25 protein-coding genes are annotated in these 25,500 nt (G+C 59.4%); 15 read left to right on the forward strand and 10 right to left on the reverse strand.

Features of this window, described 5'->3' with window-relative positions; genetic code table 11:
* The first annotated feature begins 108 nt into the window (after positions 1-108).
* Together cdd and GGU46_RS14220 are read left to right on the forward strand one after the other, a co-directional pair.
* A complete protein-coding gene (cdd, locus tag GGU46_RS14215) occupies positions 109-603 on the forward strand; it encodes a cytidine deaminase (protein WP_183404198.1) in 495 nt (164 codons plus the stop codon).
* An 89-nt stretch (positions 604-692) separates the two neighbouring features.
* Positions 693-1,367, forward strand: a complete 675-nt coding sequence (locus tag GGU46_RS14220; RefSeq protein ID WP_183404199.1) for an alpha/beta hydrolase — start codon at positions 693-695, stop codon at positions 1,365-1,367.
* 51 nt (positions 1,368-1,418) lie between these two features.
* Here GGU46_RS14220 and GGU46_RS14225 read toward each other — a convergent pair whose 3' ends face one another.
* The 4 genes from GGU46_RS14225 to GGU46_RS14240 all read right to left on the reverse strand — a co-directional run bounded on the left by GGU46_RS14225 (position 1,419) and on the right by GGU46_RS14240 (position 6,067).
* Positions 1,419-2,171 (reverse strand): SDR family NAD(P)-dependent oxidoreductase, encoded by a 753-nt coding sequence (locus tag GGU46_RS14225; RefSeq protein WP_183404200.1) that lies wholly within the window; start codon positions 2,169-2,171, stop codon positions 1,419-1,421.
* A 15-nt stretch (positions 2,172-2,186) separates the two neighbouring features.
* A complete protein-coding gene (gene porT / locus GGU46_RS14230; protein WP_183404201.1) occupies positions 2,187-2,999 on the reverse strand; it encodes a type IX secretion/gliding motility protein PorT/SprT in 813 nt (270 codons plus the stop codon).
* Entirely contained in the window at positions 2,948-3,676 is a 729-nt protein-coding gene (gene ubiE, locus GGU46_RS14235) for a bifunctional demethylmenaquinone methyltransferase/2-methoxy-6-polyprenyl-1,4-benzoquinol methylase UbiE (RefSeq protein WP_183404202.1), read from the reverse strand. The genes porT and ubiE overlap by 52 nt, the downstream gene beginning before the upstream one ends.
* 129 nt (positions 3,677-3,805) lie before the next feature.
* On the reverse strand, positions 3,806-6,067 hold the full coding sequence (locus GGU46_RS14240) for an OmpA family protein (protein ID WP_246398971.1): 2,262 nt from the start codon (positions 6,065-6,067) through the stop codon (positions 3,806-3,808).
* A gap of 448 nt (positions 6,068-6,515) precedes the next feature.
* Here GGU46_RS14240 and yihA point away from each other — a divergent pair, with 448 nt between their 5' ends.
* The 3 genes from yihA to GGU46_RS14255 all read left to right on the forward strand — a co-directional run bounded on the left by yihA (position 6,516) and on the right by GGU46_RS14255 (position 8,295).
* Positions 6,516-7,133 carry a ribosome biogenesis GTP-binding protein YihA/YsxC gene (gene yihA, locus GGU46_RS14245; RefSeq protein WP_183404203.1) on the forward strand — a complete coding sequence of 206 codons (618 nt, stop codon included), beginning with the start codon at positions 6,516-6,518 and terminating at the stop codon, positions 7,131-7,133.
* 77 nt (positions 7,134-7,210) lie between these two features.
* Positions 7,211-7,678 (forward strand): energy transducer TonB, encoded by a 468-nt coding sequence (locus GGU46_RS14250; RefSeq protein WP_183404204.1) that lies wholly within the window; start codon positions 7,211-7,213, stop codon positions 7,676-7,678.
* 29 nt (positions 7,679-7,707) lie between these two features.
* Positions 7,708-8,295 (forward strand): DUF5606 family protein, encoded by a 588-nt coding sequence (locus tag GGU46_RS14255; protein ID WP_183404205.1) that lies wholly within the window; start codon positions 7,708-7,710, stop codon positions 8,293-8,295.
* Between the two features lie 83 nt (positions 8,296-8,378).
* Here GGU46_RS14255 and fbp read toward each other — a convergent pair whose 3' ends face one another.
* A complete protein-coding gene (gene fbp / locus GGU46_RS14260) occupies positions 8,379-9,407 on the reverse strand; it encodes a class 1 fructose-bisphosphatase (protein WP_183404206.1) in 1,029 nt (342 codons plus the stop codon).
* Between the two features lie 247 nt (positions 9,408-9,654).
* Between fbp and GGU46_RS14265 the strand changes: the two genes are divergently transcribed.
* The 7 genes from GGU46_RS14265 to GGU46_RS14295 all read left to right on the forward strand — a co-directional run bounded on the left by GGU46_RS14265 (position 9,655) and on the right by GGU46_RS14295 (position 16,562).
* A complete protein-coding gene (locus GGU46_RS14265) occupies positions 9,655-10,938 on the forward strand; it encodes an aspartate kinase (protein WP_183404207.1) in 1,284 nt (427 codons plus the stop codon).
* A gap of 17 nt (positions 10,939-10,955) precedes the next feature.
* Positions 10,956-11,492, forward strand: a complete 537-nt coding sequence (locus GGU46_RS14270) for a GNAT family N-acetyltransferase (protein WP_183404208.1) — start codon at positions 10,956-10,958, stop codon at positions 11,490-11,492.
* Between the two features lie 153 nt (positions 11,493-11,645).
* Positions 11,646-12,104 carry a Fur family transcriptional regulator gene (locus GGU46_RS14275; protein ID WP_183404209.1) on the forward strand — a complete coding sequence of 153 codons (459 nt, stop codon included), beginning with the start codon at positions 11,646-11,648 and terminating at the stop codon, positions 12,102-12,104.
* A gap of 167 nt (positions 12,105-12,271) precedes the next feature.
* Positions 12,272-12,910 (forward strand): peroxiredoxin, encoded by a 639-nt coding sequence (locus GGU46_RS14280; RefSeq protein WP_183404210.1) that lies wholly within the window; start codon positions 12,272-12,274, stop codon positions 12,908-12,910.
* Between the two features lie 252 nt (positions 12,911-13,162).
* Positions 13,163-14,413, forward strand: coding sequence for a 3-deoxy-D-manno-octulosonic acid transferase (locus GGU46_RS14285; protein ID WP_183404211.1), 1,251 nt, complete (start codon positions 13,163-13,165; stop codon positions 14,411-14,413).
* 109 nt (positions 14,414-14,522) lie between these two features.
* The gene (gene rsgA / locus GGU46_RS14290) at positions 14,523-15,449 is read left to right on the forward strand and encodes a ribosome small subunit-dependent GTPase A (RefSeq protein ID WP_183404212.1); all 927 of its coding nucleotides are present in this window, start codon (positions 14,523-14,525) and stop codon (positions 15,447-15,449) included.
* 228 nt (positions 15,450-15,677) lie between these two features.
* The gene (locus tag GGU46_RS14295; RefSeq protein WP_246398969.1) at positions 15,678-16,562 is read left to right on the forward strand and encodes an NAD(P)-dependent oxidoreductase; all 885 of its coding nucleotides are present in this window, start codon (positions 15,678-15,680) and stop codon (positions 16,560-16,562) included.
* Between the two features lie 457 nt (positions 16,563-17,019).
* Here GGU46_RS14295 and GGU46_RS14300 read toward each other — a convergent pair whose 3' ends face one another.
* Complete coding sequence (locus tag GGU46_RS14300) at positions 17,020-17,673, reverse strand: fasciclin domain-containing protein (RefSeq protein ID WP_183404213.1); 654 nt, start codon at positions 17,671-17,673, stop codon at positions 17,020-17,022.
* A gap of 187 nt (positions 17,674-17,860) precedes the next feature.
* Here GGU46_RS14300 and GGU46_RS14305 point away from each other — a divergent pair, with 187 nt between their 5' ends.
* Together GGU46_RS14305 and dctA are read left to right on the forward strand one after the other, a co-directional pair.
* The gene (locus GGU46_RS14305) at positions 17,861-18,319 is read left to right on the forward strand and encodes a peptidylprolyl isomerase (protein WP_183404214.1); all 459 of its coding nucleotides are present in this window, start codon (positions 17,861-17,863) and stop codon (positions 18,317-18,319) included.
* A 187-nt stretch (positions 18,320-18,506) separates the two neighbouring features.
* Positions 18,507-19,814 (forward strand): C4-dicarboxylate transporter DctA, encoded by a 1,308-nt coding sequence (gene dctA, locus GGU46_RS14310; RefSeq protein ID WP_183404215.1) that lies wholly within the window; start codon positions 18,507-18,509, stop codon positions 19,812-19,814.
* Between the two features lie 178 nt (positions 19,815-19,992).
* On the opposite strand, the gene GGU46_RS14315 is transcribed toward dctA, so the two are convergent.
* From GGU46_RS14315 to GGU46_RS14330, 4 genes are all read right to left on the reverse strand, one after another.
* Entirely contained in the window at positions 19,993-20,466 is a 474-nt protein-coding gene (locus tag GGU46_RS14315; protein ID WP_183404216.1) for a transposase, read from the reverse strand.
* A 212-nt stretch (positions 20,467-20,678) separates the two neighbouring features.
* A complete protein-coding gene (locus tag GGU46_RS14320; RefSeq protein WP_183404217.1) occupies positions 20,679-22,208 on the reverse strand; it encodes a sigma 54-interacting transcriptional regulator in 1,530 nt (509 codons plus the stop codon).
* Positions 22,209-22,342: 134 nt separating this feature from the next.
* Positions 22,343-23,830 (reverse strand): TlpA family protein disulfide reductase, encoded by a 1,488-nt coding sequence (locus GGU46_RS14325; RefSeq protein ID WP_183404218.1) that lies wholly within the window; start codon positions 23,828-23,830, stop codon positions 22,343-22,345.
* A 91-nt stretch (positions 23,831-23,921) separates the two neighbouring features.
* On the reverse strand, positions 23,922-25,028 hold the full coding sequence (locus GGU46_RS14330; protein ID WP_183404219.1) for a vWA domain-containing protein: 1,107 nt from the start codon (positions 25,026-25,028) through the stop codon (positions 23,922-23,924).
* A gap of 157 nt (positions 25,029-25,185) precedes the next feature.
* On the opposite strand from GGU46_RS14330, the gene GGU46_RS14335 reads away from it, so the two are divergent.
* Entirely contained in the window at positions 25,186-25,467 is a 282-nt protein-coding gene (locus GGU46_RS14335) for a DUF427 domain-containing protein (protein ID WP_183404220.1), read from the forward strand.
* Positions 25,468-25,500 lie beyond the last annotated feature (33 nt).

Genomic DNA, 25,500 nt, shown 5'->3' on the forward strand with positions numbered 1-25,500 from the left:
ATTTTTTGCGGGTCACCGTGTCAGTATGCAAAATAGTTGTACATTCACCGCCCCTTTTCACTACCCGGGGCCGCCAGCCGGAACCGGGCCGTTCTTTTCCTGCCCCCGATGGCCCAACCCCTCCACCTGACCATCACCCTTGACGTGGTGGCCTCCGAAGCCGACCTCACCCCAGCCGAAGCTACCACCTGGCAGGCGGCCCGCGCGGCCACTGACCACGCCTACGCGCCTTACTCCCACTTCCACGTGGGCACGGCCCTGCTCCTCGACGATGGCACCATTTTTCGGGGCACTAATCAGGAAAATGCGGCTTTCCCTTCGGGCCTGTGTGCCGAGCGCACGGCGTTGTTTGGCTTAGCTGCCTCTCAGCCGGAACGCCGGATTCTGGGGATGGCCGTGGCCGCCCGCCCCGCCCAGGGCGAGTTTGTGCCGGTTACCTCGTGCGGAGCCTGCCGCCAGGTAATGGCCGAGTATGAGCACCGCCAGAAACAGCCCATCCCGCTGCTGCTGCAGGGCCCTAACGGGAGCATCTATCGGTTTCACTCCCTTTCCGACCTGCTTCCCTTCGGTTTTTCTTCCGACGACCTGCCGGCGGTGAAATAGTGACCAGGTGAGCGGCGCGTGCAAGCCGGGCAACTAAGCCAGCAGAACGCCCCGCTCACCAGTTCCTTTATTTCCCATCTTCCCGCTTTATGCCTGCTCAAGAACACCACTTGCCCGTAGTTCGCACGGCCCGGTACTACCAGTTAGGCGAGCTTTCCGCGGCTACGCGCCGGGTGTGGATTGTGGCGCACGGCTACGGGCAGCTGGCTATGTACTTTATCCGGCACTTTGCCTTCCTGACGGATACTGACCCTGGGTTGGCTGTTGTCGCTCCCGAAGGTCTTTCCCGCTTTTACCTGCAGGGTACGGGCGGACGGGTAGGTGCCACTTGGATGACCCGCGAAGACCGCCTCACGGAAATCGAGGATTATGCAGCCTACCTCAACCAACTGACCGAAACCGTTCTGGCTCAGGCTGCTCCCACCGTGGCCGTTACCGTGCTGGGCTTCTCGCAGGGAGCCGCCACGGTTAGCCGCTGGCTGGCCCAGGCTCCGTTCCGGCCAGCCCATCTGGTGCTGTGGGCCGGCGCTTTCCCGCCCGATATGGATTTTGCGGTGGCCTCTCAGCTGCTGCAGCGGCTACCGGTTACGCTGGTCTGCGGCACCGAGGACGAGTTTGTTTCGGAAGAAGCCCTGCAGAAGCAGCTTCAGTTCTTCCGCGCAATGCAGATTGAGCCCAGGCTGATTCGCTTCGAAGGAAAACACACCCTACACGCCGCCGCGCTGACCGAGCTCTATCAGGCGGAGCTGACTGCTCTCAACTAACAAAGGCCGCCCTGCTACGGGCGGCCTTCTGGTTTTACAAGGGGTAGGCTTTTATGCGTCCTTCCGAATTGTAGTTGCCGCCGCCTGGGCCGCGGGCAGAATCAGTACTTCGGCAATATTAACGTGGGCTGGGCGCGTGACCATAAACTGAATCAGGTCGGCAACATCCTCGGCGCGCAGGGGCTCGAAGCCTTTGTACACGGTAGCGGCCCGCTCCGTGTCGCCCTTGAAGCGCACCTGCGAGAATTCCGTTTCCACGGCGCCGGGGTTTACCTCCGCCACCCGGATGTGGTGGGGTAGCAAATCCAGGCGCATGCCTTTGGTGAGGGCCGCCACGGCTGCCTTGGAGGCGCAGTACACGTTGCCGTTGGCATAGGTTTCGTGGCCGGCAATGGAGCCAATGTTGATGATGTGCCCGGTGTTGCGGCGCGTCATGGCGGGCAGCACGGCGCGGCTCACGTAGAGCAGGCCCTTCACGTTCCCATCCATCATATCGTCCCAGTCCTGGGGGTCGCCGTCCTGAAGGGGAGCCAGCCCGTGGGCATTGCCGGCGTTGTTGATCAGCACATCGATATCCTGAAACTCAGGGGGTAGGCTTTGCACGGCCGCGTCCACGGCGGCCCGGTCGCGCACGTCAAAGGTCAGCAGGTGGGTAGGCACTTCGCCCAACTCCCGGGCCAGTTCTTCCAGCCGCTCCCGGCGCCGGCCTGCTAGGACCAGCCGGAAACCGGCCTTACCCAGCGCCAGGGCCGTGGCGCGCCCAATGCCCGAGGAAGCCCCCGTAATCAATGCTGTTTTCGTCATTTCGCGGAAAAAAGGTTAGCGGCCCGACCAGATGTTCAGGTACAGGGTTACGGTGTTGCTTTTCATGCTCTGCAGGCTGCGGCTGTACACGTCGGTGCCGGGCTTGTAGAGGTTGCGGAGGCCGTGGGAAAAGCGCAGTTCAGGCGAGAACTTGAAGAAGGGGTAAAACAGGTCCAGCCCTACCCCATACTCCAGCGCGATGTCGCTGCTCTGAGCCTGCAGCAGGTTTACCTCGGGGTCTTTGCGGCGGTTCCCGATGTTGAAGCTGGGCCGCACGCCCCCGATAATGTACACCCGCGAGTTGCGCCGCCGCTCCGATTTCAGCTTGAACAGCACCGGCAAATCAACCTGCGTACTGCCTATTTCCTGATCCTCAATCTCGGCGGGGTCGTTGCTGGTTTGCGGTGAGTAGCCGTAGGGCTTGAACTCAATCCGGCGGGTCAGAAAGCTCACGCCCGGCGAGAAGTTCAGGGCGCCGTAGTCGCCCACCCGGAGGTCGCTCAGAAAGCCCACCGAGAAGCCGGGACTAATGATGGAGTTGGCCGACACGCCCTGGCCGGGGTAGCCCGCAGCCTGCTCAATCTTGTAGCGCGAAAAATGCGGGGCCACGTACATACCCAGGTGCAGCCACCGGTTGTCGTAGCCCGGCAGGTTATCTACCGTCACTGATTTCACTTGTCCGTTGCGGCCGCGGCTGGCGCTGGTCCGGCTCTTGCGCTGGGCCTGGGCACTGAAGGGCAGCACGCCCAGGGCCACGGCCAGCAGCGCCAAGCGGGTTACTTTTGAGCCGTGTAAATAGAGCTGATGCCGAACGTGAGGGGTTGCCATGCGGGAGAGTTAAAGCCAATTTTACGCAGGATGGCCAGGAAATCCTGTCCGTCCGGGAAGGCCTGCACCGATTCGGGCAGGTAGGTGTAGGCGGCGCGGTCTTTGGAAATCAATTTCCCGAACACCGGCAGAATATTCTTGAAGTAGAAGTTGTAGGCCTGCTTCATGGGGAAGGCCGTGGGCTTGGAAAACTCCAGCACTACCATTTTGCCGCCGGGCCGCAGCACCCGCCGCATTTCGGCCAGTCCCTTTTCCAGGTTCTCGAAGTTGCGCACCCCGAAAGAGGCCGTCACGGCATCGAAGTGGTTGTCGGGAAACGGCAGGTTCTCGGAGTCGCCCAGCTCCAGCCGGATGCGGTGGCTCAGGCCCTTCTGCTCCAGCTTGCGGCGGCCTACCTCCAGCATGCCCTCCGAAATATCCACGCCCGTAATCTGCGCGTCCGGCGTAGAAGCCCGCAGGGTTTCAATGGCAAAGTCGGCGGTGCCGGTGGCAATGTCCAGAATGCGGGCCGGGCGCAGCTGCTTGAGCTCATTCACGGCCTGCCGACGCCAGTAGATATCCGTGCCCACGCTCAGAAAGTGGTTCAGGAAGTCATACTTGCCGGCAATGCTGTTGAACATCTGGGCCACCTGCGACTTTTTGCCGGCGGCGTCATCTTTATAGGGTACTACGGACATATTTCTCAGGGCGAAGAACGAGGAAACGGGGGCGAAATTGCCCAAATAGAACGGGCCCGCCCGCATTATGTTGAAAAAAAACGGGTCGGACTGTTAGCCCGACCCGTTTTTCCGTCAGCAGACAACGGTTTAGTCGTTGTCCGTCTTCACTTTGGTTTTCGATCCATCGGCTTCCTTGGCCTTCGAGTCGATGGTCCCATCCTTGGTGATGGTCTTGCTCTTCTCGTCGTTGGCGCCTTTGGTTTTCACTTTCACCTTGTCGCTGTCCTCGTCCACCTTGGTTTTCACCTTGGTGCCATCGGGCAGCTTGGCCTTGCTCTTGCCGGGCTGCAGGGGGGTAGTGGTGCGGGTGGCCGACGAGCTGGAAGAGGAGCTGGAGGTAGAAGTGCCGGTAGCACCACCGCCCGCCGAGGGGTTGGTGAGCTGCGGAGCGGCTTCACCTTCTTTCACAATCACGCGGAACTCCACGCGGCGGTTCAGCTGCATGTTCTCCGGCGAATCGTTGGCCGCGGCCGGGCGACGCTCGCCGTAGCTAACCGTGACCATGCGCGTTTCCGAAACCCCCGACTTTTTCAGGTAGTTGTAGGCCGCGTCGGAGCGGTTCTGGCCCAGCACCATGTTGTACTCGTCGGTGTTGCGCGAGTCGCAGTGGCCCTCGATGGAGATGTTCACGCCGGGGTTGGCCTTCAGGATGCGGCTGATGTTGTCCAGCTCCGTAATCGACTCCGGCCGCAGCTTGTACTTATCCGTGTCGAAGTAGATTTTCTTGAACTGCGCGAACTGAGTGCCGCTGGTATCCACGTAGGGCACGTAGAAATCCTTCTCGATAACGGTCGAGTCGTTGGTCGAAATCGGAACGGCAAATTCCTGCGTCTCAATGTTCTTCCCGTCTTTCGATACGGCTACCTGGTAGCTACGGCCCGACAGCACGTTCACCTGGTAGTCGCCGGTTTCGGGCTTGGTTACGTCGCGGTAGCTCAGGGCCGTTTTATCGGCCTGGGTGCCGCTGAACACCAGCTCCACGCCCGGAATAACGGTGCTGTCGCGCTGCGACAGTACCCGACCCCGGATGATGGCGTTCTTGATATAGTTGATGGTGTAGATGTCCTTCTCCCCGTAACCCCCAATGCGGTACGACGAGAGGTAGGCGTAGCTGCCATCCGGGCTCAGGCGGTAGTACGAGTCATCATCGGGGGTATTAACGGGGTAGCCCATGTTCTCGGGGCGGCCCCACTTGTTGCCCACTGAGTCCCACTCCGACTTGAAGATGTCGTAGCCGCCCATGGTGTTGTGGCCGCGCGAGGAGAAGTACAGGGTTTTGCCGTCCTTGCTCAGGTAGGGGCTGTCATCGTCGTACACCGTGTTAATGGCGTTGCCGATGCTCTTGGCCGGACCCCAGTCGCCGCCGGGCTGGCGGGTGGAGTAGTAAATATCGAGGGTGCCTTCCTCGGAATATTTGGCCGTGGAAAAGTAAATAGTCAGGCCATCGGGCGTAATGTAGGCGTCCCCTTCATAAGCCTTGGAGTTTACGTTGCCGTTGAGTTTTTTAGGAGCCGTCCAGTCACCGCCCGACTTCTCGGTGTAGAAGAAGTCGCCGTTTTCGTCCTGGCGGTACATCAGCATCTTGGTGTCGTTGTCGAACACCTGAATGGAGGCATCGTGGCCTTTCCCGTTCAGCACGCCGCTCAGGGAACGGGGCTTTTCCCAGTTCTCGTCGTCGATGCGCTTGGCCTCGAAGATATCCTCGAAGTATTCGCCGTCGGAAGCCAGGTTGCCGCCTTTCTTACCCTCAGCATTGCCGGCGCCGGTTACGTTTTCACCCCGCGAGGTGAAAAGCAACAACTTGTCGTCGCCGGAAATTACGGGGCTGTGCTCCGAGTACTGGGTGTTGATAGTGGGCCCCAGGTTCTTCACGAAGATATCCTTGGGGCTGTTGAACTGTACTTTGGCGTTTTTGCTGTGCTGGATCAGCTGAGCCAGTTCCTTTTTGCGCGTGTCTTTGCTTTTGAGGGTAGCGTTGTAGGCCTGAAAGTGAGAAATAGCCTCATCAAAGTTGTAGTTCAGGTGGTCTACCCGGCCCAGCCAATATTCAATGTCCTTCGAGACGTTTTTCTTGAGTCGCTGCGCCTTATAGATATAGTCGCTGGCTTTCTCTTTATCGAAGGACATGTAAGCAATACCCGCCCGGAACAATGCCTGCGCATTGTTTGGCTCCTTGGCCAACACTTGTTCGTAGTAAGGAATGGAGGCCCGGTAGTTTTCCTGATTGAAAAACTTGTTTGCCGTCTTCAGTTGCTTGCGCGTGCTTTGAGCCAGGGTAGGCTGGGCCATAGCAGCCGTAAGCGCGAAGGCGCACGAGGCTTTCAATAACCTTCTGACTAAGTTGTCCATTGTTGGAGGGGTTAGGGAAATAAGGAGTTGCAAAGGAGGAGTTGAGAAATGCCGTACACCGGCTGTGCGGGCACTTTTTCAGGAGTTGCCTCTTATACTGAAAACCTGCCTTAGGGTTGAGGCAGGCGGGGCGAAAATGTGAAGCAGACGCGAAACTTGCATCGTTTTCCTTCTAGTTTCGCCGCTATACACTGCCGTACAATCAGGTAATCAGCGGGCAAAGATAGAAATTCTATAATACGACCTTAGCCGTATCCAATTATGTGCAATAAGGGTAGTGAAAAGAAAAAGAAATGGAGTTTTCTTCTTCTAAGCCATAACTACGGCCATTCCTGACCGCACAAATATAGTCTGACTACTTAAACTACAAGGTTTTTCCTTAAAAAATTATGAATCTACCCGGTAGCTGCTGAATATCTACCTTTGCCCTACAGTTTACGCTTGGCTTATGAATATCCAGGAAGCAAAATTTCTGATGAGTAACTCCCGCGTGGAGGATTGTCCGCCCCCCACGCTGCCGGAGTACGCCTTTATCGGCCGGTCCAACGTGGGCAAATCGTCGCTGATTAATATGCTGACGGGCCAGAAGGGCTTGGCCAAAACGTCTTCTCTTCCTGGCAAAACGCAATTAATCAACCACTTCTTAATAAATAGTACGTGGTATCTGGTTGATTTACCCGGCTACGGGTATGCGCGCGTCAGCAAGGAATCGAGGGTAAAATGGAGCCGCATGATTAATTATTATCTGCGCAAGCGCGAGAATCTGGCGTGCGTGTTTGTGTTGCTCGACTCGCGGCATGCACCACAAGCCGTGGACCTGGAATTTATGGAGCAGTTGGGCAGCGAGGGGGTACCGTTCGTTATGGTCTTTACGAAAGCCGACAAACAATCCGCCACCCGCACGCAACAGAATGTGGCCGCCTACCTGCAAACCATGGAGCAAACCTGGGACGAAGTGCCTCGTCATTTTATTACGTCGGCGGAGGAAAAGACCGGGCGGGAAGATATTTTACAATTCATTGCGGAGGTAAATCAGCAGCTCGCGCAAGAGGCCGATAATACGTAAATTGGCCCCGTAATTGCCCCGTGCGGCCCGGCCTCGCAGCCGTTGTATCTCTCGTCTGTTTCTTGCTACCTTTTTTTATGAAAAAACTGCCCGTTCTGCTGGGTATTGGGTTGCTGGCTTGCTCTACGGCGGCCGTAGCCCAGAAGACCAAAGTAAAAATCAAAGCCGATGGCCCGGCGCCGGAAGCAGCCACCGAGGCGCCGGCCCAGACGGCCCCGGCCCACGCCCCCAAAGCCATTCCGGTAGCCGAATACTATGAAGGCGGCCAGGAAGCCATGTACGCCTTTATTGAGAAGGAGCTGAAGTACCCCATTATGGCCCGGCGCAACCGCATTCAGGGCCAGTGCATTGTGAGCTTCACCCTGAACACCGACGGCACCATGTCGGGCATTAAGCTGGTGAAGAACATTGGCGGCGGCTGCGGCGAGGAAGCCCTGCGCGTGGTGCGCCTGCTCAAGTTCAAGAAGCCCGATTACGCCATTCTGACCAGCCTGCCGGTTACCTTCAAGCTGCCCGCGCCCGGGCAGGCCGCCGCAACTGAGTAACTTCGCACTTTCAACAACTGCTTTTTCCTATGCCCTACGACCTGAAGGAAGTTGCCGCCATCAGCGGAATGCCCGGTCTGTACCGCCTGCTCAAACCCACCCGCGCCGGCGTTATCATTGAAGCCCTCGACGGCAAAGGCACCCGCTCCGTGGCTTCGGCCCGCAACAAGGTGTCGTTGCTCCACGAAATTTCCATCTACACCCAGGACTACGACCAGACGGTGCCCCTGACGGAAGTATTCGACCGGATTCACCAGAAACACGGCGCCGAGCTGAGCCTGACCCACAAGTCGGACGACCGGGACCTGACCAGCTTCATGGCCGACATCATGCCCGACTACGACCGGGACCGGGTGTACATGTCGGATATTAAGAAGCTGGTACAGTGGTACAACACCGTCAGCAAGCGCCTGGAGTATCAGGCCCCGGCCGAGGAAGATGAATCAGCAGCGGCCGGCAAGGAGCAAGCCGCCCCGGAGGAAGTTGCTACCGCTGATGAAGCCCTGAGCACGGCTGGCATTATTCCGGCTACGGAGGAAACCAATGCCGCCGGCAGCCCCGAAGCCGCTACCGAGGCCAAGCCGGCCAAAAAAGCCCCTAAGAAAAAGGCTGAGTAGTAACCGCTGCTACCCCCTACCCAAGAAGAAGGCCGCCCGGCATGCCGGGCGGCCTTCTTCTTGGGTAGTATCCGGGTTGCTGACTATTCTTTCAGCACGGCATCAGCGGCAAACTCGGCAGCCAGGAATTCCTCCACTTTGTCCACCATGTCGGGCGAGCCAATGAACAGCGGGCACCGCTCGTGCAGGTCGTGGGGCTCAATCTCCAGGGTGCGGCGGCGGCCGTTGCTGGACTTGCCGCCCGCCTGCTCCACAATGAAGGCCAGCGGATTACACTCGTACATGAGACGCAGCTTACCGTTGGGCGCTTTGCGGGAGGTAGGGTACATATAAATGCCGCCCTTGAGCAGGTTGCGGTGGAAATCGGCCACCAAAGAGCCAATGTAGCGGGCCGAGTAGTTCTGGTCCTTGCAGAAAGCCACAAACCCTTTCATGCCCTCCGAAAAAGACTCCGACACGCCCTCATTCACGGAGTAGATAGTGCCCGACTTGGGGGTCTGAATGTTGGGGTGCGAGAGGAAGAACTCGCCCAGGGAAGGCTCGTAGGTGAAGCCGTTTACGCCGTTGCCGGTGGTGTACACCAGCATAGTGCTGGAGCCGTAAATCACGTAGCCGGCCGCTACCTGGTGGGTGCCCGTCTGGAGGCAGTCCTGGCGGGTGCCTTCCGTACCGGAAGGTGATACGCGCCGGTAAATGCTGAAAATGGTACCAATGGACACGTTCACGTCGATGTTCGAGGAGCCGTCCAGGGGGTCGATGGCTACCACGTACTTGCCCTGCACGTTGCCGGTCTGAATCATCTCGTCGTCTTCCTCCGAAATGATGGTGCACACCTCGCCCCCGTTGCGCAGGGCCCGGATAAAGCGAATGTTGGCAATGACATCGAGCTTCTGCTGGTCCTCGCCCTGCACGTTGCGGTTGCCGTAGGCGCCGGCAATATCAATCAGGCCGGAGCGGTTGATTTCGCGGTTTACGATTTTGGCCGCCAGGGCAATATCGCGCAGCAATTGAGAGAGTTCCCCGGTGGCGTAGGGGAAGTCTTCCTGTTTGCGCATGATGAAGCGGTCCAGGGTGGTGCCAACGGGCAGGGCCAGCTTGTCGTGGTTTGTCATGGGTAAGGAAATAGGATGCGGGTGGGAAAGATCAAAATTAACCAATTTGCCGGAGTAGCTCGGGCGAAATTTCGCTAACCGGCTTCGGGCGGCGGAATAGCCGGGGTGGGCAACTTCATTTCTTACGGCAAAGAAAGCCGGTGGCAAACCATGTGGCGCCTGCTGTTTTTCTGCTGCCCTCCGCGGTGCGGCCTGGCCAGTCGGCAAATTCCGCGAACAAAGCAGCGCCTCATCCTACCTTTGGGCCATGCACGCATCGCATCAACTCCGCGTTTATAAGTTTGGCGGCGCTTCGGTCAAGGACGCCGCGGCCATCCGCAACCTCGCCCACATTGTGCACACGCACGGGGGTAGCGGCCCGCTGCTGATTGTGGTATCGGCCATGGGCAAGACCACCAATGCTCTGGAGGAACTCTTCCAGCTGGCCCACGCCGGCCAGGACTACACCGCGCCGCTGGATAGGCTCCGGGAATTTCACCTGGGCGTAGCGCAGGAGTTAGGCGTCGCCGACGAAGCGGCTGCTACCCCTACCCTGACCGGACTGCTGGAGCAGCTGCAGGATAAGCTGGCTACTCTTTCACCCGGCGAGTTCGACAAGCAGTATGACCAGGTGGTGAGCTTCGGCGAGCTGTTAGCTACGCTGATTGTGGCCCGGGCACTGCAGGCCCGGTGGCTCGACTGCCGCCCCCTCATCCGCACCGACCACACCTGGCGCGAGGGCCGCGTGGACTGGCCCACTACGGAGCGCAACCTGCGCGCCGCCCTACCCCCTCAGCTGCCGCAAGGCCCCGTGGTTACGCAGGGCTTCCTGGGCGGCACTTCCAGCGGGCAAACCACCACCCTGGGCCGGGAAGGCTCCGACTATACCGCCGCCATTCTGGCTTACTGCCTGGGCGCCGAGTCGGTGACGATATGGAAGGACGTGGCCGGTTTGCTTAACGCTGACCCCAAGATCTTTGCCGACACAGTGCGCTACCCCGAAATTAGCTACCAGGAAACCATTGAAATGGCCTACTACGGGGCCTCGGTTATTCACCCCAAAACCATCAAGCCCCTGGCCGTGCGCGGCATTCCGCTGCTGGTAAAGTCGTTTCTAGACCCCACGGCCGAGGGCACGCGCATCCACGACTGCCGCCACGGCCTGCTGGCCCCGGCTTTCATCCGGAAAACCAGCCAATGTCTGATTTCTTTTGAGTCTAAGGACCTCACGTTTATATCGGAGGAAAACCTGGAGGTGATTTTTGGGGCTTTGGCTCAGGTTCGGCTCAAGATCAACCTGATGCAGAACTCGGCCATCAGCTTCTCGGTGTGCACCGATTTCTCGGCTTACCGGCTGGAAAAACTGCTGGCCGCGTTGCGCGAGCAGTTTACCATTCACTACAACACGGGCCTGGAGCTGTACACTATCAAGAATTACGATGCGGCTAGCATTCGGCGGCTTACGGAGGGTAGGGAGTTGCTGCTGGAGCAGCGCACCCGCCAGACGTTTCAGTTTGTGTGCCGGGGCGGCGAAAACGAGTTTATCAAGTAAGCAGCCCGCTGGTTTTCATGATTGATACTCCCCGCCTCCAGCTGCTGCCCTGTGCTCCGGTGCACTTCGCGGCCCTGCTGCGCCACGACCTCGCGGAGCTGGCTGGGTTGCTAAACGTGCGGCCGGAGCCGGATTGGCTGCGGCAGGATGAGGTGTGGGACATTCTGCCGCAGGCCGAGCGTTTCCGGCGCAAGCACCCCGAGGCCGCCGCGTGGTGGCTATACTTTTTCGTGCACCGCACCCACAAGACGCTGCTGGGGGTAGGCGGATTCAAAGGAGCTCCTTCGGCGGATGGTTCGGTGGAAATCGGCTACAGCATTGCCCCGGCTTTCCGGCAGCAGGGCTACGCCACGGAAGCCGTGCAGGGCATGCTGGCCCACGCTTTTACTCAACCGGGAGTACGTCAGGTACTGGCCCATACCCTACCCCAGTCTAACTGGTCAACCCACATTCTGCAGCAGGCGGGGTTTGTTTTCCAGCGGGAGGTAGCCGACCCCACCGACGGTCCGGCCTGGCGATGGGCCCTACCCCGCACCGCCTACCAAAGCCGCTGAAACACTAGCTGCCGCAAGCAGCCTGGCGGGCGTTTGGGGGCAAAGCAACAGGCACTTATACCCTTGGCCCAGGTGATAAAACCCGCCTAAATGAAACAATTTTGCCCTTCTGCTCCTTATAGCCGTATCTTTGCGGAGAATTATTCTTGTCTAGTGGCTCTTTCTACTGATCCATTTTCTCCTACCCCGCCCGACGCGGGGAACCTGCGCACCCGGCTGGCTCAGGCGGGCCTACGGGCTACGCGCCAGCGCCTCGTGATTCTGGAAAGCCTGCTCACGCTACCGGGCCACCCGACGGCCGAGCAAGTGCATCGCCAGGTTATCAGCCAGGAGCCTACTATTTCATTGGGTACGGTGTACAAGGCCCTCGATTCGTTTGTGGCCGCTGGCCTGACCCGGCGCGTAGCTGCGGCTGAAGGCACTTCCCGCCGCTACGATGCCGACTGCACGGAGCATCACCATCTGTTCTGCACCAACACGCAGGAAATCATTGACTACTGCGACCCGCAGCTGGATGCGCTCATCCGCGACTTCTTCGCGGCGAAAGGGCTGCAGAACTTCCAGCCCCACTCCTTTTCCCTGCACATTACGGGTAGTAAGGTGATGAAGTGAACAGGTGAATGGTGATAAGGTAATGAGGTGAAAAGGCAAATAGTGATGAGGGCAGATGCCTTTGTCTGCTGCTAACCTCTCCTTATCACACCTCATCACCGTTCACCTCATCACTTCCTCACCCCATTACCTCATTACCTCTCTTTTTTCACTTCATTACCAAACACATGGCAGTTCTCGTAGGTAAGCGCGCTCCTTCTTTTAAAGCTACCGCCGTTATTGATGGCGAATTCGAGGAGGATTTCTCCCTCGACCGGTACCTGGGCAAGAAGCACGTTATCTTCTACTTCTACCCCGCCGACTTCACGTTCGTGTGCCCCACCGAAATCATTGCCTTCCAGGAGCGTCTGGCTGATTTCGAGGCGAAAGGTGTAGCCATTGTAGGCTGCTCCACCGACACGCACTTCTCGCACTTTGCCTGGCTGCAGACCCCGCGCGACAATGGCGGCATCGAGGGGGTAACCTACCCGCTGGTGGCTGACGCGACCAAAACCATTGCTGCCAACTACGACGTGCTGGGTGGCCACTACGACTACAACGAGGCCGGCGAAATGACTTTCGTAGGCTCTCCCCTGGCCTACCGTGGCCTGTTCCTGATCGACAAGGACGGTATCGTTCGTCACCAGGTAGTAAACGACGGTCCGCTGGGCCGCAGCATCGATGAAGCCATGCGCATGGTGGACGCCCTGCAGTACTTCGAGGAAAAAGGCGAAGTATGCCCCGCTAACTGGGAAGAAGGCAAAGAGGCTATGTCGGCTACCCGCGAAGGGGTGGCGAACTACCTCGGCAAGCACACCGCTCACTAAGCGTACTGCTTCCGCAAAACATAAAGCCCCGGCCCGCTGGTCGGGGCTTTTTTTGCGCCGGTGCGGCGGCAGAACCGGAACCATGTACTTTTGCACGAAGCTGCTCCCGGAGCAAGCTGTTCGTATGGCTACTTACTTCTATCGGGCTTTTTTCCGTGGGAGCGGCAGCCGATTTTTTCAGCCCTGGCGTAAATAAGCCACGCGCTGGCCCGACACTTCCGGGCCGCTTCACCTGACACCGGACCACACACGTTGCTTTTTCTATATTCCATAGCCCTACCCCTCTATGCGCTGCTACTGCGGCTGGTGGCACCTTTCGTGCCCAAGGCGGCCCAGTGGGTGGAGGGGCGGCGCGGGCTGCTGGCTCACATTCAGGAAACTCTGCGCAGTGAAACTGCGCCCCTGGCCTGGTTTCACTGCGCTTCTCTGGGCGAGTTTGAGCAGGGCCGCCCCCTGATAGAGGCGTATACGGCCCGCCACCCCGGCCACAAAATCGTGCTGACGTTTTTCTCGCCCTCCGGCTACGAGGTGCGCAAAAACTGGCCCGGCGCTGCCTATGTGTTCTACCTACCCCTCGATACGGCCGAAAACGCCCGCGCTTTTCTAGATGCCGTGCGCCCGGAGCTGGCCGTATTTGTGAAGTATGAGTTCTGGTACCATTTCCTCACGGAGCTGCAGCGCCGCCAGGTGCCTACTATCTGCGTGTCGGCTATTTTCCGGCCCGAGCAGTCGTTTTTTCAGCCCTGGGGTGGTTTCTTCCGGCGCATTCTGAGCCGGTTCACCCACATCTTCACCCAAAACCAAACCTCCGCCGACTTGCTGCGCCAGGCGGGCATAACCCGCGTTAGTGTGGCCGGCGATACCCGGTTTGATACGGTGGTGCGTACAGCCTCGGCCCCGCCCCGCGCCCTACCCCTCGTCGATGCCTTTACCGATGACTGGTGCCCCGTGTTTATTGTGGGCAGTAGCTGGCCCGAGGACATGCCGGCCCTCACGCCCCTGCTGCAACAGTACGCCGATCAACTCCGCTTCATTGTGGCCCCGCACGAAATCAATGAGCACAACCTGCGCTTAGTAGAAGAAGCCCTACCCGGCCGGGTAGTACGCTACTCCCGCGCCGACGCCGCCACCGTTGCCGATAGCCGCGTGCTGCTCATGGACAACGTGGGCCTGCTCAGCCAACTTTACCGCTTTGGGCACTACGCTTACATTGGTGGGGCGTTTGGCAAAGGGCTGCACAACACACTAGAGGCAGCAGCCTTTGGCCTACCCCTGTTCTTTGGGCCAACCTATTACAAGTTTCAGGAAGCTCAGGACTTGGTGGAGCTAGGGTGTGCTTTCCCCATTTCCTCGGCCGATGAGCTGCTGACGGCCTTCGGGCCCCTCTTCCACCGCGAGGAAGCCCGTCTGACGGTGCAGGACCTCAGCCTCGACTACGTGCACGACCACAGCGGCGCCACTGGCAAAATCATGAGCTGGCTTGAATCAAAGGTGAAATTGTGAAAGGTGAAGTTGCGAAGAATGCATCCGCGAATTGAATTATGCACTCTAATCTTCTCAACGCCCCTTCTCCCGATTTCACCTTTCACAATTTCACAACTTCACCGCTCCCATGATCGGAATCATTGTTAAATCTACGGGCTCGTGGTACGTCGTGCGCGAAACGGCAACGGGCCAACTGCACCGCTGCCGCCTGCGGGGCAAGTTCAAGCACAAAGGGCTGAAGGTGAGCAACCCCCTGGCCGTGGGTGACCAAGTAGAGTTTACGGTAGAGGAACAGACGGAGGGCGCGGGCGTTATTCACCACATCGAGCCGCGGCGCAACTACATCATCCGCCGCTCGGTGCACAAGGCTGAGCACGCCCACATCGTCGCCGCCAACCTCGATCAGGCCCTACTGGTCGTAACGCTGGCCTCACCGGCTACCTCCTTTGGGTTTATCGACCGGTTTCTGGTAACGGCCGAGGCGTACAGCATTCCGGTTACGCTGCTATTCAACAAAACCGACCTCTACGACCAGGACCTGGCCGATTATCAAGAGCAGATTCTGAAAATGTACCAACGCGTGGGCTACCCCGGCCTGCGCTGCTCGGCGCATACCGGCGAGGGGGTCGCGGCCATTGATGCCCTGCTCGACGGCCGGGTGTCCCTGCTCTCGGGCCACTCGGGGGTAGGCAAGAGCACGCTCATCAACATGCTGGTGCCCGACCTTGACCTGAAAACGGCGGAAATCAGCGAGTTTTCTGATAAAGGTGTGCACACCACTACCTTCGCCGAGATGCTGGAGGTACGCCCCGGCACTTACCTCATTGATACGCCCGGCATTAAGGAGCTGGGCTTGGTGGATATGAAGGCGGGCGAACTGGCCCATTACTTCCCCGAAATGCGCGCTCTGCTCAACCAGTGCCGCTACCACAACTGCCAACACCTGCACGAGCCTGGTTGCGCGGTGCGTGAGGCCGTGGACAAAGGCAAAATTGCTCTCCCCCGCTACGACAGCTACGTGAGCATGCTGGAAGGCGACGACAACCGGAAGTAGGTGGTGAAATAGTGAACTGGTGAGTTTAAGGTTCGGCCAGCTTGGAGGGGTAGCAAGGTGGCTTACGTCTTTCTGAGGCTGGCTCAGCCGCGCGGCGGTAGTCATTTGCCATCTGCCTTTCCTCGTTGATTTCAAACAACCCGCGAGGTTTGCCGCTTGAACGGGGGTAGGGTTGTCAGCGTAAAGTCCTCCTGAACGACACCCCCTTCACCTTTCACCCTTTCACTCTTGACACAGCATACTATTGCCTTCCTGGGCCTGGGCAGCATGGGCCTGGCTATGGCCACCAACCTGCTGAAAGCCGGCCACCGCCTCACCGTCTATAACCGCACGGCCAGCAAGGCCGAGCCCCTGCGTCAGCTTGGCGCTACCGTAGCCCCTACCCCTGCTGAAGCCGTGAAAGACGCGGAATTCGTGTTTACCATGGTTACCGACGATGCCGCCCTGCAGGAAATCTGCCGGGGCCCCGAGGGTATCTTATCGGCCTTGCCGCAGGGCGCGGTACATGCCTCGTGCAGCACCGTTGCCCCCGATACCAACCGTCGCCTGGCTGAGGAGCATGCCCGCCACGGCAGCTCGCTGGTGACGGCCCCGGTGTTCGGCAAGCCTGATGTGGCGGCGGCCGGCAAGCTGTGGCTGGCTGTAGCCGGCGAAGCCAGCGCCCGCGAAAAACTGAAACTCGTACTGGAGCATTTAGGCCAGGGCGTCCATGATTTCGGGGATGACGTAGGGGCAGCCAGTATCGTGAAGCTCTGCGGCAACTTCATGCTGGGGGCCGCCATCGAGGCTATGGCCGAGGCCTTCACACTGGCCCAGAAGAGTGGCTTGGAGCGGCAGCAAGTGTACGAGTTTTTCACTTCTACCCTCTTCAATACGCCCATCTACAAAAGTTACGGCAAGCTGATTGCCGAGCGCCACTACCAACCAGTAGGCGCGCCGCCGGCTATTATCCGCAAGGATCTGCGCCTGATTCTGGACGAGTCGCGCGCCCGCGTGGTACCCATGCCCTTTGCTAACATCATTCACGACCACCTTTCTACCAGCGTGGCCAAAGGCGAGCAAAACGACTGGGCCGGTTTCGCCGAGCGCGTCACGGAAGGCGCGGGGCTGTAGTTGGAGGCGGTGAACGGACTGGCGACGGACTGGCGGCAGACTTCTGGCCGCCGGCCAGGCGTCTGCCCGCCGGCCAATCAGGCAAGTCTCCTGACTTGCGGCGGCCGGAGGCCGCCAACTTGCGGCCGCACCGTGTAGGCCTTGGCAAATTCCTACCCCCTCCTCATGCACCAAAGGCCACCGGCACGACATTCTCGCGCCGGCGGCCTTCGTTATTAAGTTCTATGCCAGCAGCCGGGGACGCCCACACGGCGCGGACGCGAGCTGGGCGCTGTTGGCGGCCGCAAGTCGGGAGACTTGCCTGATTGGCCGGCGAGCAGACACCTGACCTGCGGCCAGATGTCTGCCACCAGTCCGTTCATCTGTCACCTCCTCACCTGCCCACCCAAAATCAAAACAAAAAAGCCCGGCTGAAACAACCGGGCCTTTTTAACCAATCAGGAAGATTGAAAATTGCTTAGCTAGCGGGCGGCGGGGGCAGCAGCACGCCCTCAATGAGGTGGGTTACGCCGTTGCTGGAAATAACATCGGGCGTTTGGATGTTGACGGGCGCGTCGGTGCCATTGCTGACCATCACCTTGCCGTTTTGCACCGAAATCTTGATTTTCTCGCCATTGACGGTGGTTAGTTCCTGGCCGTCGCGTAGGTCTTGGGCCAGCAGACGGCCCTGAATGACGTGGTAGGTGAGCACGCCTTTTAGCTTCTCCTTGCTCTCGGGCTTCATCAGGCCGGCCAGCGCACCGTTGGGCAGCTTGTCGAAGGCCGCGTTGGTGGGCGCAAATACGGTGTAAGGGCCCGCGCCGCTCAGGGTTTCATCGAGGCCGGCGGCCTTTACCGCTTTTACCAGGGTAGCAACGCTGGGGGCCAGCACCGCATTCTGCACAATGGTTTTGTCGGGCGTCATGGGCACATTATCGACCAGTACGCCTTCCTTTTTGCCCATGCGCGCCGAGTCCGACAGCATTGCCGTCGAATCCACGGTGGTGGCGCCGGGCTCAGCAGTGGTGGCGGTTTCGGCCGTTTTACTGGTGTCGCCGCAGCTGCTGAGGCTGGCGCTCAGGGCCGTAGCCGATGCCAGGGCAAGGGCAGTAAGGCGGAAAGTCTTTTTCATAAGACGCGAAACAGGGTGTTAGAGGGAGAGATGGAAAAAGAGCAAGCCAAATAGGTGCTATGCTTACGGCCTAAAGCTATATCCGGATGCCGCTCGCACTCAAATTGGCTACCTTTGCGGCTTCCTGCTGTACCCACCTGCTGGCCGGGCGCGTATAGGAGGCCATTCCACCTACTTTTTACAGACGATGAAAACTGCCGAAATCCACACCAACAAAGGCGTGATGAAAGTGGAGTTCTACGAGAAGGACGCTCCCAACACGGTTAAAAACTTCACGGACCTGGCCCAGCAGGGCTTCTACGACGGGCTGAAGTTTCACCGCGTAATTCCCAACTTCGTGATTCAGGGCGGCTGCCCCAACTCCCGCGACGGCGCCAAGGGCACGCCCGGCACCGGCGGCCCCGGCTACAAGATTGACTGCGAGCTGAACGGCGAAAACCAATACCACGAGCGCGGCGCCCTGAGCATGGCCCACGCCGGCCGCAACACCGGGGGCTCGCAGTTCTTTATCTGCCACTCCCGCGACAACACTGCCCACCTCGACCGCAACCACACCGTGTTCGGTAAAGTGGTAGAAGGCCAGGACATCATCGACCAAATCAAAGCCAACGATACCATCGAGAAAATCGTGGTGAACGAGGCCTAAGCGCTAGTCAAGCCCAAGATAAAGGCCGTCTGCTTTCGTAGCAGACGGCCTTTGTTATGTATGCGCGGCGACCCTCCTCCCTACCCCCACCCGCGGCCCTACCCCTTGGCCCAACTCGTCGTCCTATAAACTGTTGTAGCTTGCCTCTGCTGCGGCCCGGCGTACTCCCGGGCGGGCTTTCCATCTAATGAAAAAACTTGCTTCTAACCTTACGTTTCAGGTTCTCACCGCTATTGCGCTGGGTGTGCTCGTCGGGGCTATATTTCCCGACTTTGGAGCGGCGCTCAAACCCATCGGCGGCACGTTCATTAACCTCATCAAAATGCTCATCACTCCCATCATCTTCCTGACGGTGGTGCTGGGCATAGGCGGCATGGGCGACCTGAAGAAGGTAGGGCGGGTAGGCGGCAAAGCACTGCTGTACTTCGAGCTTGTAACCACGCTGGCCCTGGTTATTGGCATAACGGCGGCTAACCTGGCTGACCCCGGTGCCGGCATTGACGCCCGCGCCTCGGTAGCTACCCAGAGCGCTGCGCAAGCCGCTGAAGCCTCGAAATACACCGCCCAAGCCACCAGCGGCGAGGGTATGCACTGGGTTGATTTCGTGACCCACATTGTGCCCCACAGCGTGGTAGGCGCTTTTGCCGAGGGCGAGGTACTGCAGGTGCTGCTCTTTGCCGTGCTGTTCGGATTTGCTGTCAGCCGCATGCCCCAGGAAGTGGGCGGGCCGCTGCTAAAAACCTTCGACCGACTTTCGCACGCTATGTTCGGGGTACTGGCTCTGGTTATGAAGCTGGCGCCCATCGGGGCGTTCGGGGGCATGGCGTTTACCATTGGCAAATACGGGTTGCACACCCTGCTGCCGCTGGGCAAGCTGATGCTGGTGGTGTACCTAACGATGTTCCTGTTCGTGTTCGGGGTGCTCAATGCCATCATGCGGTTTTACGGCCTGAGCTTGTGGCGCTTCCTGGGCTTTATCAAGGAAGAAATCCTGCTGGTACTGGGCACCTCCTCATCCGAATCGGCCTTGCCGCGCATGATTGACAAGCTGGAGCGCTACGGTTGCTCGCGCTCCGTGGCGGGCCTGGTAATTCCTACTGGTTACTCTTTCAACCTCGACGGCACGTCCATCTACCTTTCCATTACGGCCATTTTCCTGGCCCAGGCCTTTGACATCAACCTCACGCTCGGCCAGGAAATCTCCCTGATCGGCATTCTGATGGTGACCAGCAAGGGCGCAGCCGGCGTGACGGGCTCCGGGTTTATTGTGCTGGCTTCTACCCTGGCTGCTACCCGTATCATTCCGGTAGAAGGGGTAGCCCTGCTGCTCGGCGTGGATCGGTTTATGTCGGAGGCCCGGGCCATCACCAATGTTATCGGCAACGGAGTAGCTACCTTGGTCATCGCCAAGAGTGAAAACGAGTTCGACGAAGCCCGGCACTTGCTGGCTCTGCAGGGGGTAGGCGAACTGCCAGGACCACCCGAAAAAGCGTAAAAATTCGCCAGTAGGGAGCGGGGCTTGCCCCCGCCCGTCGGTGCACGAAACTGGGCTAGTTACCAGTAGGGAGCGGGGCTTGTCCCCGCCCGTCGGTGCACGAAATTGAATAGTTCACAGAATGGGGGCAACTCCTTTCGTTCAACGGCGGGCGGGGGCAAGCCCCGCTCCCTACGGCTCATAGCGTATTCCAGCGGCTAGGATTTTCGAGAATATAGCGGCGTTGGGCTTCTAGCTCTGTGGAGTTGCGAATAATTCGCTCGTAGTAGTTACGCTGCCAGCACGACGGAGGCGCTGGCTGACCGCCTGCAAGCAGGGTGGCGCGCCATTGCCCGTAGCACCGCGACTTGAAACTGCCAACAATCTGGCTTACTGCCACTGCACCATTTCGGGTGAGTACTAAAATAAAGTGCAGATGGTTCGGCATCAGCATCCAGGTGTCGAGCCGTACGGTGGGGTAATAGTGCGGTAGATCTTCTAGCTGGGCCACAACCACCTGGCCTAGCCTAGATAACCGTAGCCGCTCATCGGGAAATAAGCTGCCAAACAGATGTTCCTTGTTTCGGGTGCAGATAGTCAGGGCATAATAGCCCGCCCTGCTGTAATCATAGCCCGCGTAACGAATACTGCGGCGTTCAGGAAGCGGCTCCATATCAACGTCCAATATAGTAATATCACCACAGTAGGGAGCGGGGCTTGCCCCCGCCCGCCGTTGAACGTAAGGAGTTGCCCCCATTCTGTGAACTATTCAATTTCGTGCACCGACGGGCGGGGGCAAGCCCTGCTCCCTACCCCCCCTACCAACCACAAACGCCCCGTGCACCAACTGGTACACGGGGCGTTTGCTTGCGCTAAAGATAAAACCTACCGACGCTTGCGCTTCTTCGACGACAGGTATTCCTCATCATCGTCGTCATCGTCGCCGAAGTTAGGCATGGTAAACATGCTGCTGAGCAAGTCCTTGAACTGCGCACCAGCCGTGAGGCGGTTGCGCGAAATCAGGCTGTGCTCGGCCATGCCGTGCAGGGCGAATTCCATCCAGAAGTGCAGGTTTTCCTTGCTCAGCTCGCTGGGCACACTCTGCTGCACCAGGTCCTTGAGGCCGGGCACTACATCCAGCACCTTGCGGTAATCCTCGTCGGAGGCGTCGTGCAGCAAATCAATGGTGCGGGAGCCAAACCAGTCCTGCACCGGCTTATACGGGTTGGGCTTGTCTTTTTGCTTCTTGGTTTTCTCGGGGTCGGGGAAGTATTGCAGGAATTGGGTTCGGATGGCTTTGCCCATGAGCTTTTCGGCCACGATGCCCGCGCCCTCCTGCTCGCCTTCGTACACCAGCTCTACCTTGCCCGTTACGGCTGGCACAGCCCCCAGGAAATCAGCAATACGCACGTAGGTGTTGGTTTCGCCGTTGAGCAGAGCCCGACGCTCAGCGGCGGCAATAACCTGCTCGTAAGCCGAAATAGTAAGGCGAGCCGACACACCTGACTTGGCATCCACGAACTCGGAGCCGCGGGCCTCAATGGCTACCTGCTCTACCAGGTCGTGCACGATTTCGTTGGTGGTCACCAAGCCGCGCTGCTCCTCCCGGATGCGGGCTTCCTGCTTGGTGATGCGCTTGCCGATTTCGATGCTCTTGGGGTAGTGCGTGATAATCTGCGCGTCGATGCGGTCCTTGAGCGGCGTTACAATAGAGCCGCGGTTGGTGTAGTCCTCGGGGTTAGCCGTGAAGACAAACTGAATATCGAGGGGTAGGCGCACCTTGAAGCCCCGAATCTGGATGTCGCCCTCCTGCAGGATGTTGAACAAGGACACCTGAATGCGGGCCTGCAAGTCGGGCAGCTCGTTGATAACGAAAATGCCGCGGTGGGCGCGCGGAATCAGGCCGAAGTGAATTACCCGCTCGTCGCTGTAGGGCAGCTTGAGGGTAGCGGCCTTGATGGGGTCGGCATCACCAATAAGGTCAGCCACCGATACGTCGGGGGTGGCCAGCTTCTCGGTGTACCGGTCGTCGCGGTGCAGCCAGGTAATGGGGGTATCGTCGCCCTTTTCAGCAATCAGGTTGCGGGCAAACACCGACAAGGGCTGCAGGGGGTCATCGTTCAGCTCCGAGCCTTCCACTACGGGCACGTACTCATCGAGCAGGCTTACCAAGAGGCGGGCAATGCGGGTTTTGGCCTGCCCGCGCAAGCCTAGCAAGTTGATGTGGTGGCCGGCCAGAATAGCGCGCTGCAGCTCCGGAATAACCGTTTCCTCGTAGCCATAAATGCCGGGAAATACGTCCTGCTTGCTTTGTAGCTTCTTAATCAGATTGTCGCGTAGCTCCTGCTTCACGGAGCGGGGCTGGTAGCCAGACTGCTTCAGGGCACCGAGGGTGCGGATATCAGGTTGAGTCATACGGGGGAGTGAGTTACCGGCTGCCTACACGCCCAGACCAGGGTCAGTCTGGTTCAGGCAGCCGGAATAATAGTATAACTAGCAAGCCGGGCGGTTGGTTCGGGAGAAGTGTTTCCGAAATCAATGAATTTCCTTCACCGGCCGCTATGGGTAGCCGTCAGGGCTTGTTCCAACAGCGTTACCGTTTCGGCACCCGCCGAGGGGCGCGGAGCGGCACTCCGGTAGATACGCCCGTCGCGCCCGATAACCCAGTAGTTGGGGTAGCCGCCCACGCCGTAGGCCGCCGCGGCTTGGGTGGCGCCCGGGTCCAGCAGGTGCACGCTGGTAGGGCCGGTGAGCGGGTACTTGGCCAGGGCGCGGTGCCAGTCCTCGGCTTTGCGGTCCACGGATACATATAAAAACACTACGTCGCGGCCCTGGAACTGCTTTTTCAGCCGGGCGGCCGCCGGGGCCTCGGCCAGGCACGGGGCGCAGCTGCTATACCAGAAATCCAGGTACACTACTTTGCCCCGAAAGCTGTGCAGGGCTACGTTTTTCCCGCTGGCATCGCGCAGGGTGAAGTCCGGGGCCAGGCTACCGGCCTGCAAACCCGCCGTGCTGCGCCAGGCCGCGCGCAGGTTCCGGGCGATGGTAGAGTCGCGGTTGTGGCGGCGAAACGCGGGTAGGGCCGCTTGTACTGCCACTCGGCCCTCATCCGGGAAGTCGTACAGCTGGTTGATGAGCAGGTCGCCTACCAGTTGGTCGCGCAGGGTAGTTTCGCCGAAATCAGCCGTGGTGCGGGCATAAAGCTGTTCGCCGGTGCCAGGGGTAGCCGCCAGGCGCCCCGAGGGGGCCACCAAAAAGGCGTAGCGGTAGGCCCCCAGCATGCAGGCTACCGTTTGCATCTCGGCGGGCCGGCACGCAAATACCCCTTCCGCAGGCCAGTGCAACTCGCGCACAGACCCAAAGTAAGTGGCAGGCAATACCGGTTCCTGCTTGGTAGTTCCCTTTACGTTGCCAGCGTAGCGCAGCAGCGAAAGAACCCGCTGCTGGGCCAGTACCCGGCGCCGCAGCCGCAGCAACGGCGTCGGCAGCGGGGCGCGGGCCTGCCAGGCGGCCAGGGTATCGAGCTGGCGCTGCTGGTAGGCATCTACCCGCTGCGCAAACTCGGCGGGGCCGGCCGGGCCAGCCTGGCTTTCGGGCAAGCTGTCAAAATCAAAGTCGAAATGCTGCTGGACGCGGGCCAGGTAATTATTGACGTGAGCGCCGCGGCCCCTGAAACGGAGCGTTTCGTAAAAGTTTTTGCGGTCCACCGTCACGTCCAGCGAGTCGCCGGCCCGCAGGTAGAGCGTCAGGGCGTTGCCTACCACAAACTGCACGTCCAGGGAATCCGACACCTTCTCCGCCCGCAGCCGGAACGTACCATCCGGAGCAATGGCAACCGCCTGCGCGGTGCGCTGCAGTTGCCCGGGCTGCTGGCGCCACAGCCGCACACTGTCGCCGGGCTGGGCGTTCAGCACGGTGCCGCGCAGCACGGCAGTGGTAGCCGGTTTGGGGGCGGCGGCAGGGGTAGGCGGCGGGGTACTCCGGACGGCAGCGCAGCCGCTGAGTAGAAATACGCTCACTAACAATTTGTAGTTCATATGGACAGGATACAAAAAAAGCCGCTGAGGTAACGCTACCCCAGCGGCTTTCTTGTAAACCATTTGTCGCCAGCTTATAAGCTTAGTGTTATTACACCGACTTGCGGCGGTTGCGCTTGTAGTCCTCGAAAATCAGGTGGCCCAGGCCTTTCAGGGAGCTGTAGTAGGCTTTGCCCTGATTCACCTCCGTAAACTCCTGCACGAACTGCTGCAGGTAGGGGTCAGAGGCAATCATGAAGGTAGTGATGGGCACCTTGAGGCGACGGGCGGCGGCGGCCAGATTCAGGGTTTTGTTCACCACTTTCCGATCCAGCCCGAAGGAGTTCTTGTAGTACCCGTTCCCTTCCTTCAGGCAGGTCGGCTTGCCGTCGGTAATCATGAAAATCTGCTTGTTGGGCGTCTTGCGCTTGCGCAGCAGGTCCAGGGCCAGCTCCAGGCCGGCTACGGTGTTGGTGTGGTAGGGCCCCACCTGCAGATAGGGCAGTTCCTTCACCTCAATCTGCCAGGCATCGTTGCCGAACACAATCACGTCGAGAAAGTCTTTGGGGTACTTCTGCTTTACGAGCTCCGAGAGGGCCATGGCGACCTTCTTGGCGGGCGTGATGCGGTCCTCCCCGTACAGGATCATGGAGTGCGAAATGTCAATCATGAGCACGGTGCTGGTTTGGCTCTTGTGCTCATTCTCGCGCACTTCCAGGTCACCTTCCGTCAGCATGAAGCCGCCGTCGCCGAGGCCGTGGTTGAGCTGGGCGTTGCGGATGGACTCGGTCATCTGAATCTGCTCCAGGGAGTCGCCGAAGCGAAACTCGCGCATATCGGTGCTCAGCTCGTCGCCCTGGCCGGTGTGCGGGGTGCGGTGGTTGCCCTGGCCCGACTTTTTGAGCTTGCCGAAGATTTCCTCCAGGGCCGAGCGCCGGATGTTCTGCTCGCTTTTGGCCGTGATGTTGAACGCGCCCGGCTGCTGGGGGTCCTCATCAATGAAGCCTTTTTTCTTGAGGTCCTCAATGAAGTCGCCCATGCCGTACTCGTTATCGGTCAGGCCGTACTGCTTATCCAGCTCGTTGAGCCACTGCAGGGCCTCGCTCACGTCGCCGGAGGTGACGGTCACGAGCTGCATGAATATCTTGAAGAGGGAGTCGAAGCCTTTCTCACTTGACTCCTCGGGAACAAAGTCCCGGAAACGAAAGCCTGCTGACATATCTGGGGGAGTGAGCCTTTAGAACAACGGCCGGGGTAGCAATGTTCATCCGAAGCAGTTTGCTTCTACGCCGCACCGTACGCGTGGCCGCAGCGCCAAGCCAGGTTTTATTTCCATTACCCGCGAGCCGAAGGCTCCACCCTACCCCTCTCCTCTTATGAAAGCCATCTGGAACAATACGGTTGTGGCAGAAAGCGCCGACACCGTTGTCGTAGAAAACAACCATTACTTCCCCGCCGACTCCGTTAAGCGGGAGTATTTTGAGGACAGCATTGCGGGCACCACCTGCCCTTGGAAAGGCCGGGCCAGCTACTACTCACTGCGAGTAAACGGCGAGCTGAACAAGGATGCGGCCTGGTTTTACCCCGAGCCGAAAGAAGCCGCGCAGCAGATAAAAGGCCGGGTAGCCTTCTGGAAAGGGGTGCAGGTAGTGCCCTAGTCCGGAGGAGGGCTGGTCAGGGCTCCGAGAATA

Origin of the sequence: Hymenobacter latericoloratus (assembly GCF_014199535.1) — a bacterium.
GTDB classification, from domain to species: Bacteria; Bacteroidota; Bacteroidia; order Cytophagales; family Hymenobacteraceae; genus Hymenobacter; species Hymenobacter latericoloratus.

Bases quoted from the DNA above. Each gene is read 5' to 3' on its own strand.
- ubiE (WP_183404202.1), bottom strand. From the start codon at position 3,676: ATGTCCGTAGTACCCTATAAAGATGACGCCGCCGGCAAAAAGTCGCAG.
- GGU46_RS14335 (WP_183404220.1), top strand. From the start codon at position 25,186: ATGAAAGCCATCTGGAACAATACGGTTGTGGCAGAAAGCGCCGACACC.
- cdd (WP_183404198.1), top strand. From the start codon at position 109: ATGGCCCAACCCCTCCACCTGACCATCACCCTTGACGTGGTGGCCTCC.
- GGU46_RS14220 (WP_183404199.1), top strand. From the start codon at position 693: ATGCCTGCTCAAGAACACCACTTGCCCGTAGTTCGCACGGCCCGGTAC.
- GGU46_RS14330 (WP_183404219.1), bottom strand. From the start codon at position 25,028: ATGTCAGCAGGCTTTCGTTTCCGGGACTTTGTTCCCGAGGAGTCAAGT.
- GGU46_RS14240 (WP_246398971.1), bottom strand. From the start codon at position 6,067: ATGGACAACTTAGTCAGAAGGTTATTGAAAGCCTCGTGCGCCTTCGCG.
- rsgA (WP_183404212.1), top strand. From the start codon at position 14,523: ATGATCGGAATCATTGTTAAATCTACGGGCTCGTGGTACGTCGTGCGC.
- GGU46_RS14265 (WP_183404207.1), top strand. From the start codon at position 9,655: ATGCACGCATCGCATCAACTCCGCGTTTATAAGTTTGGCGGCGCTTCG.
- GGU46_RS14270 (WP_183404208.1), top strand. From the start codon at position 10,956: ATGATTGATACTCCCCGCCTCCAGCTGCTGCCCTGTGCTCCGGTGCAC.
- GGU46_RS14255 (WP_183404205.1), top strand. From the start codon at position 7,708: ATGCCCTACGACCTGAAGGAAGTTGCCGCCATCAGCGGAATGCCCGGT.
- GGU46_RS14320 (WP_183404217.1), bottom strand. From the start codon at position 22,208: ATGACTCAACCTGATATCCGCACCCTCGGTGCCCTGAAGCAGTCTGGC.
- yihA (WP_183404203.1), top strand. From the start codon at position 6,516: ATGAATATCCAGGAAGCAAAATTTCTGATGAGTAACTCCCGCGTGGAG.
- fbp (WP_183404206.1), bottom strand. From the start codon at position 9,407: ATGACAAACCACGACAAGCTGGCCCTGCCCGTTGGCACCACCCTGGAC.
- GGU46_RS14300 (WP_183404213.1), bottom strand. From the start codon at position 17,673: ATGAAAAAGACTTTCCGCCTTACTGCCCTTGCCCTGGCATCGGCTACG.
- GGU46_RS14225 (WP_183404200.1), bottom strand. From the start codon at position 2,171: ATGACGAAAACAGCATTGATTACGGGGGCTTCCTCGGGCATTGGGCGC.
- porT (WP_183404201.1), bottom strand. From the start codon at position 2,999: ATGGCAACCCCTCACGTTCGGCATCAGCTCTATTTACACGGCTCAAAA.
- GGU46_RS14280 (WP_183404210.1), top strand. From the start codon at position 12,272: ATGGCAGTTCTCGTAGGTAAGCGCGCTCCTTCTTTTAAAGCTACCGCC.
- GGU46_RS14305 (WP_183404214.1), top strand. From the start codon at position 17,861: ATGAAAACTGCCGAAATCCACACCAACAAAGGCGTGATGAAAGTGGAG.
- dctA (WP_183404215.1), top strand. From the start codon at position 18,507: ATGAAAAAACTTGCTTCTAACCTTACGTTTCAGGTTCTCACCGCTATT.
- GGU46_RS14325 (WP_183404218.1), bottom strand. From the start codon at position 23,830: ATGAACTACAAATTGTTAGTGAGCGTATTTCTACTCAGCGGCTGCGCT.
- GGU46_RS14250 (WP_183404204.1), top strand. From the start codon at position 7,211: ATGAAAAAACTGCCCGTTCTGCTGGGTATTGGGTTGCTGGCTTGCTCT.
- GGU46_RS14315 (WP_183404216.1), bottom strand. From the start codon at position 20,466: ATGGAGCCGCTTCCTGAACGCCGCAGTATTCGTTACGCGGGCTATGAT.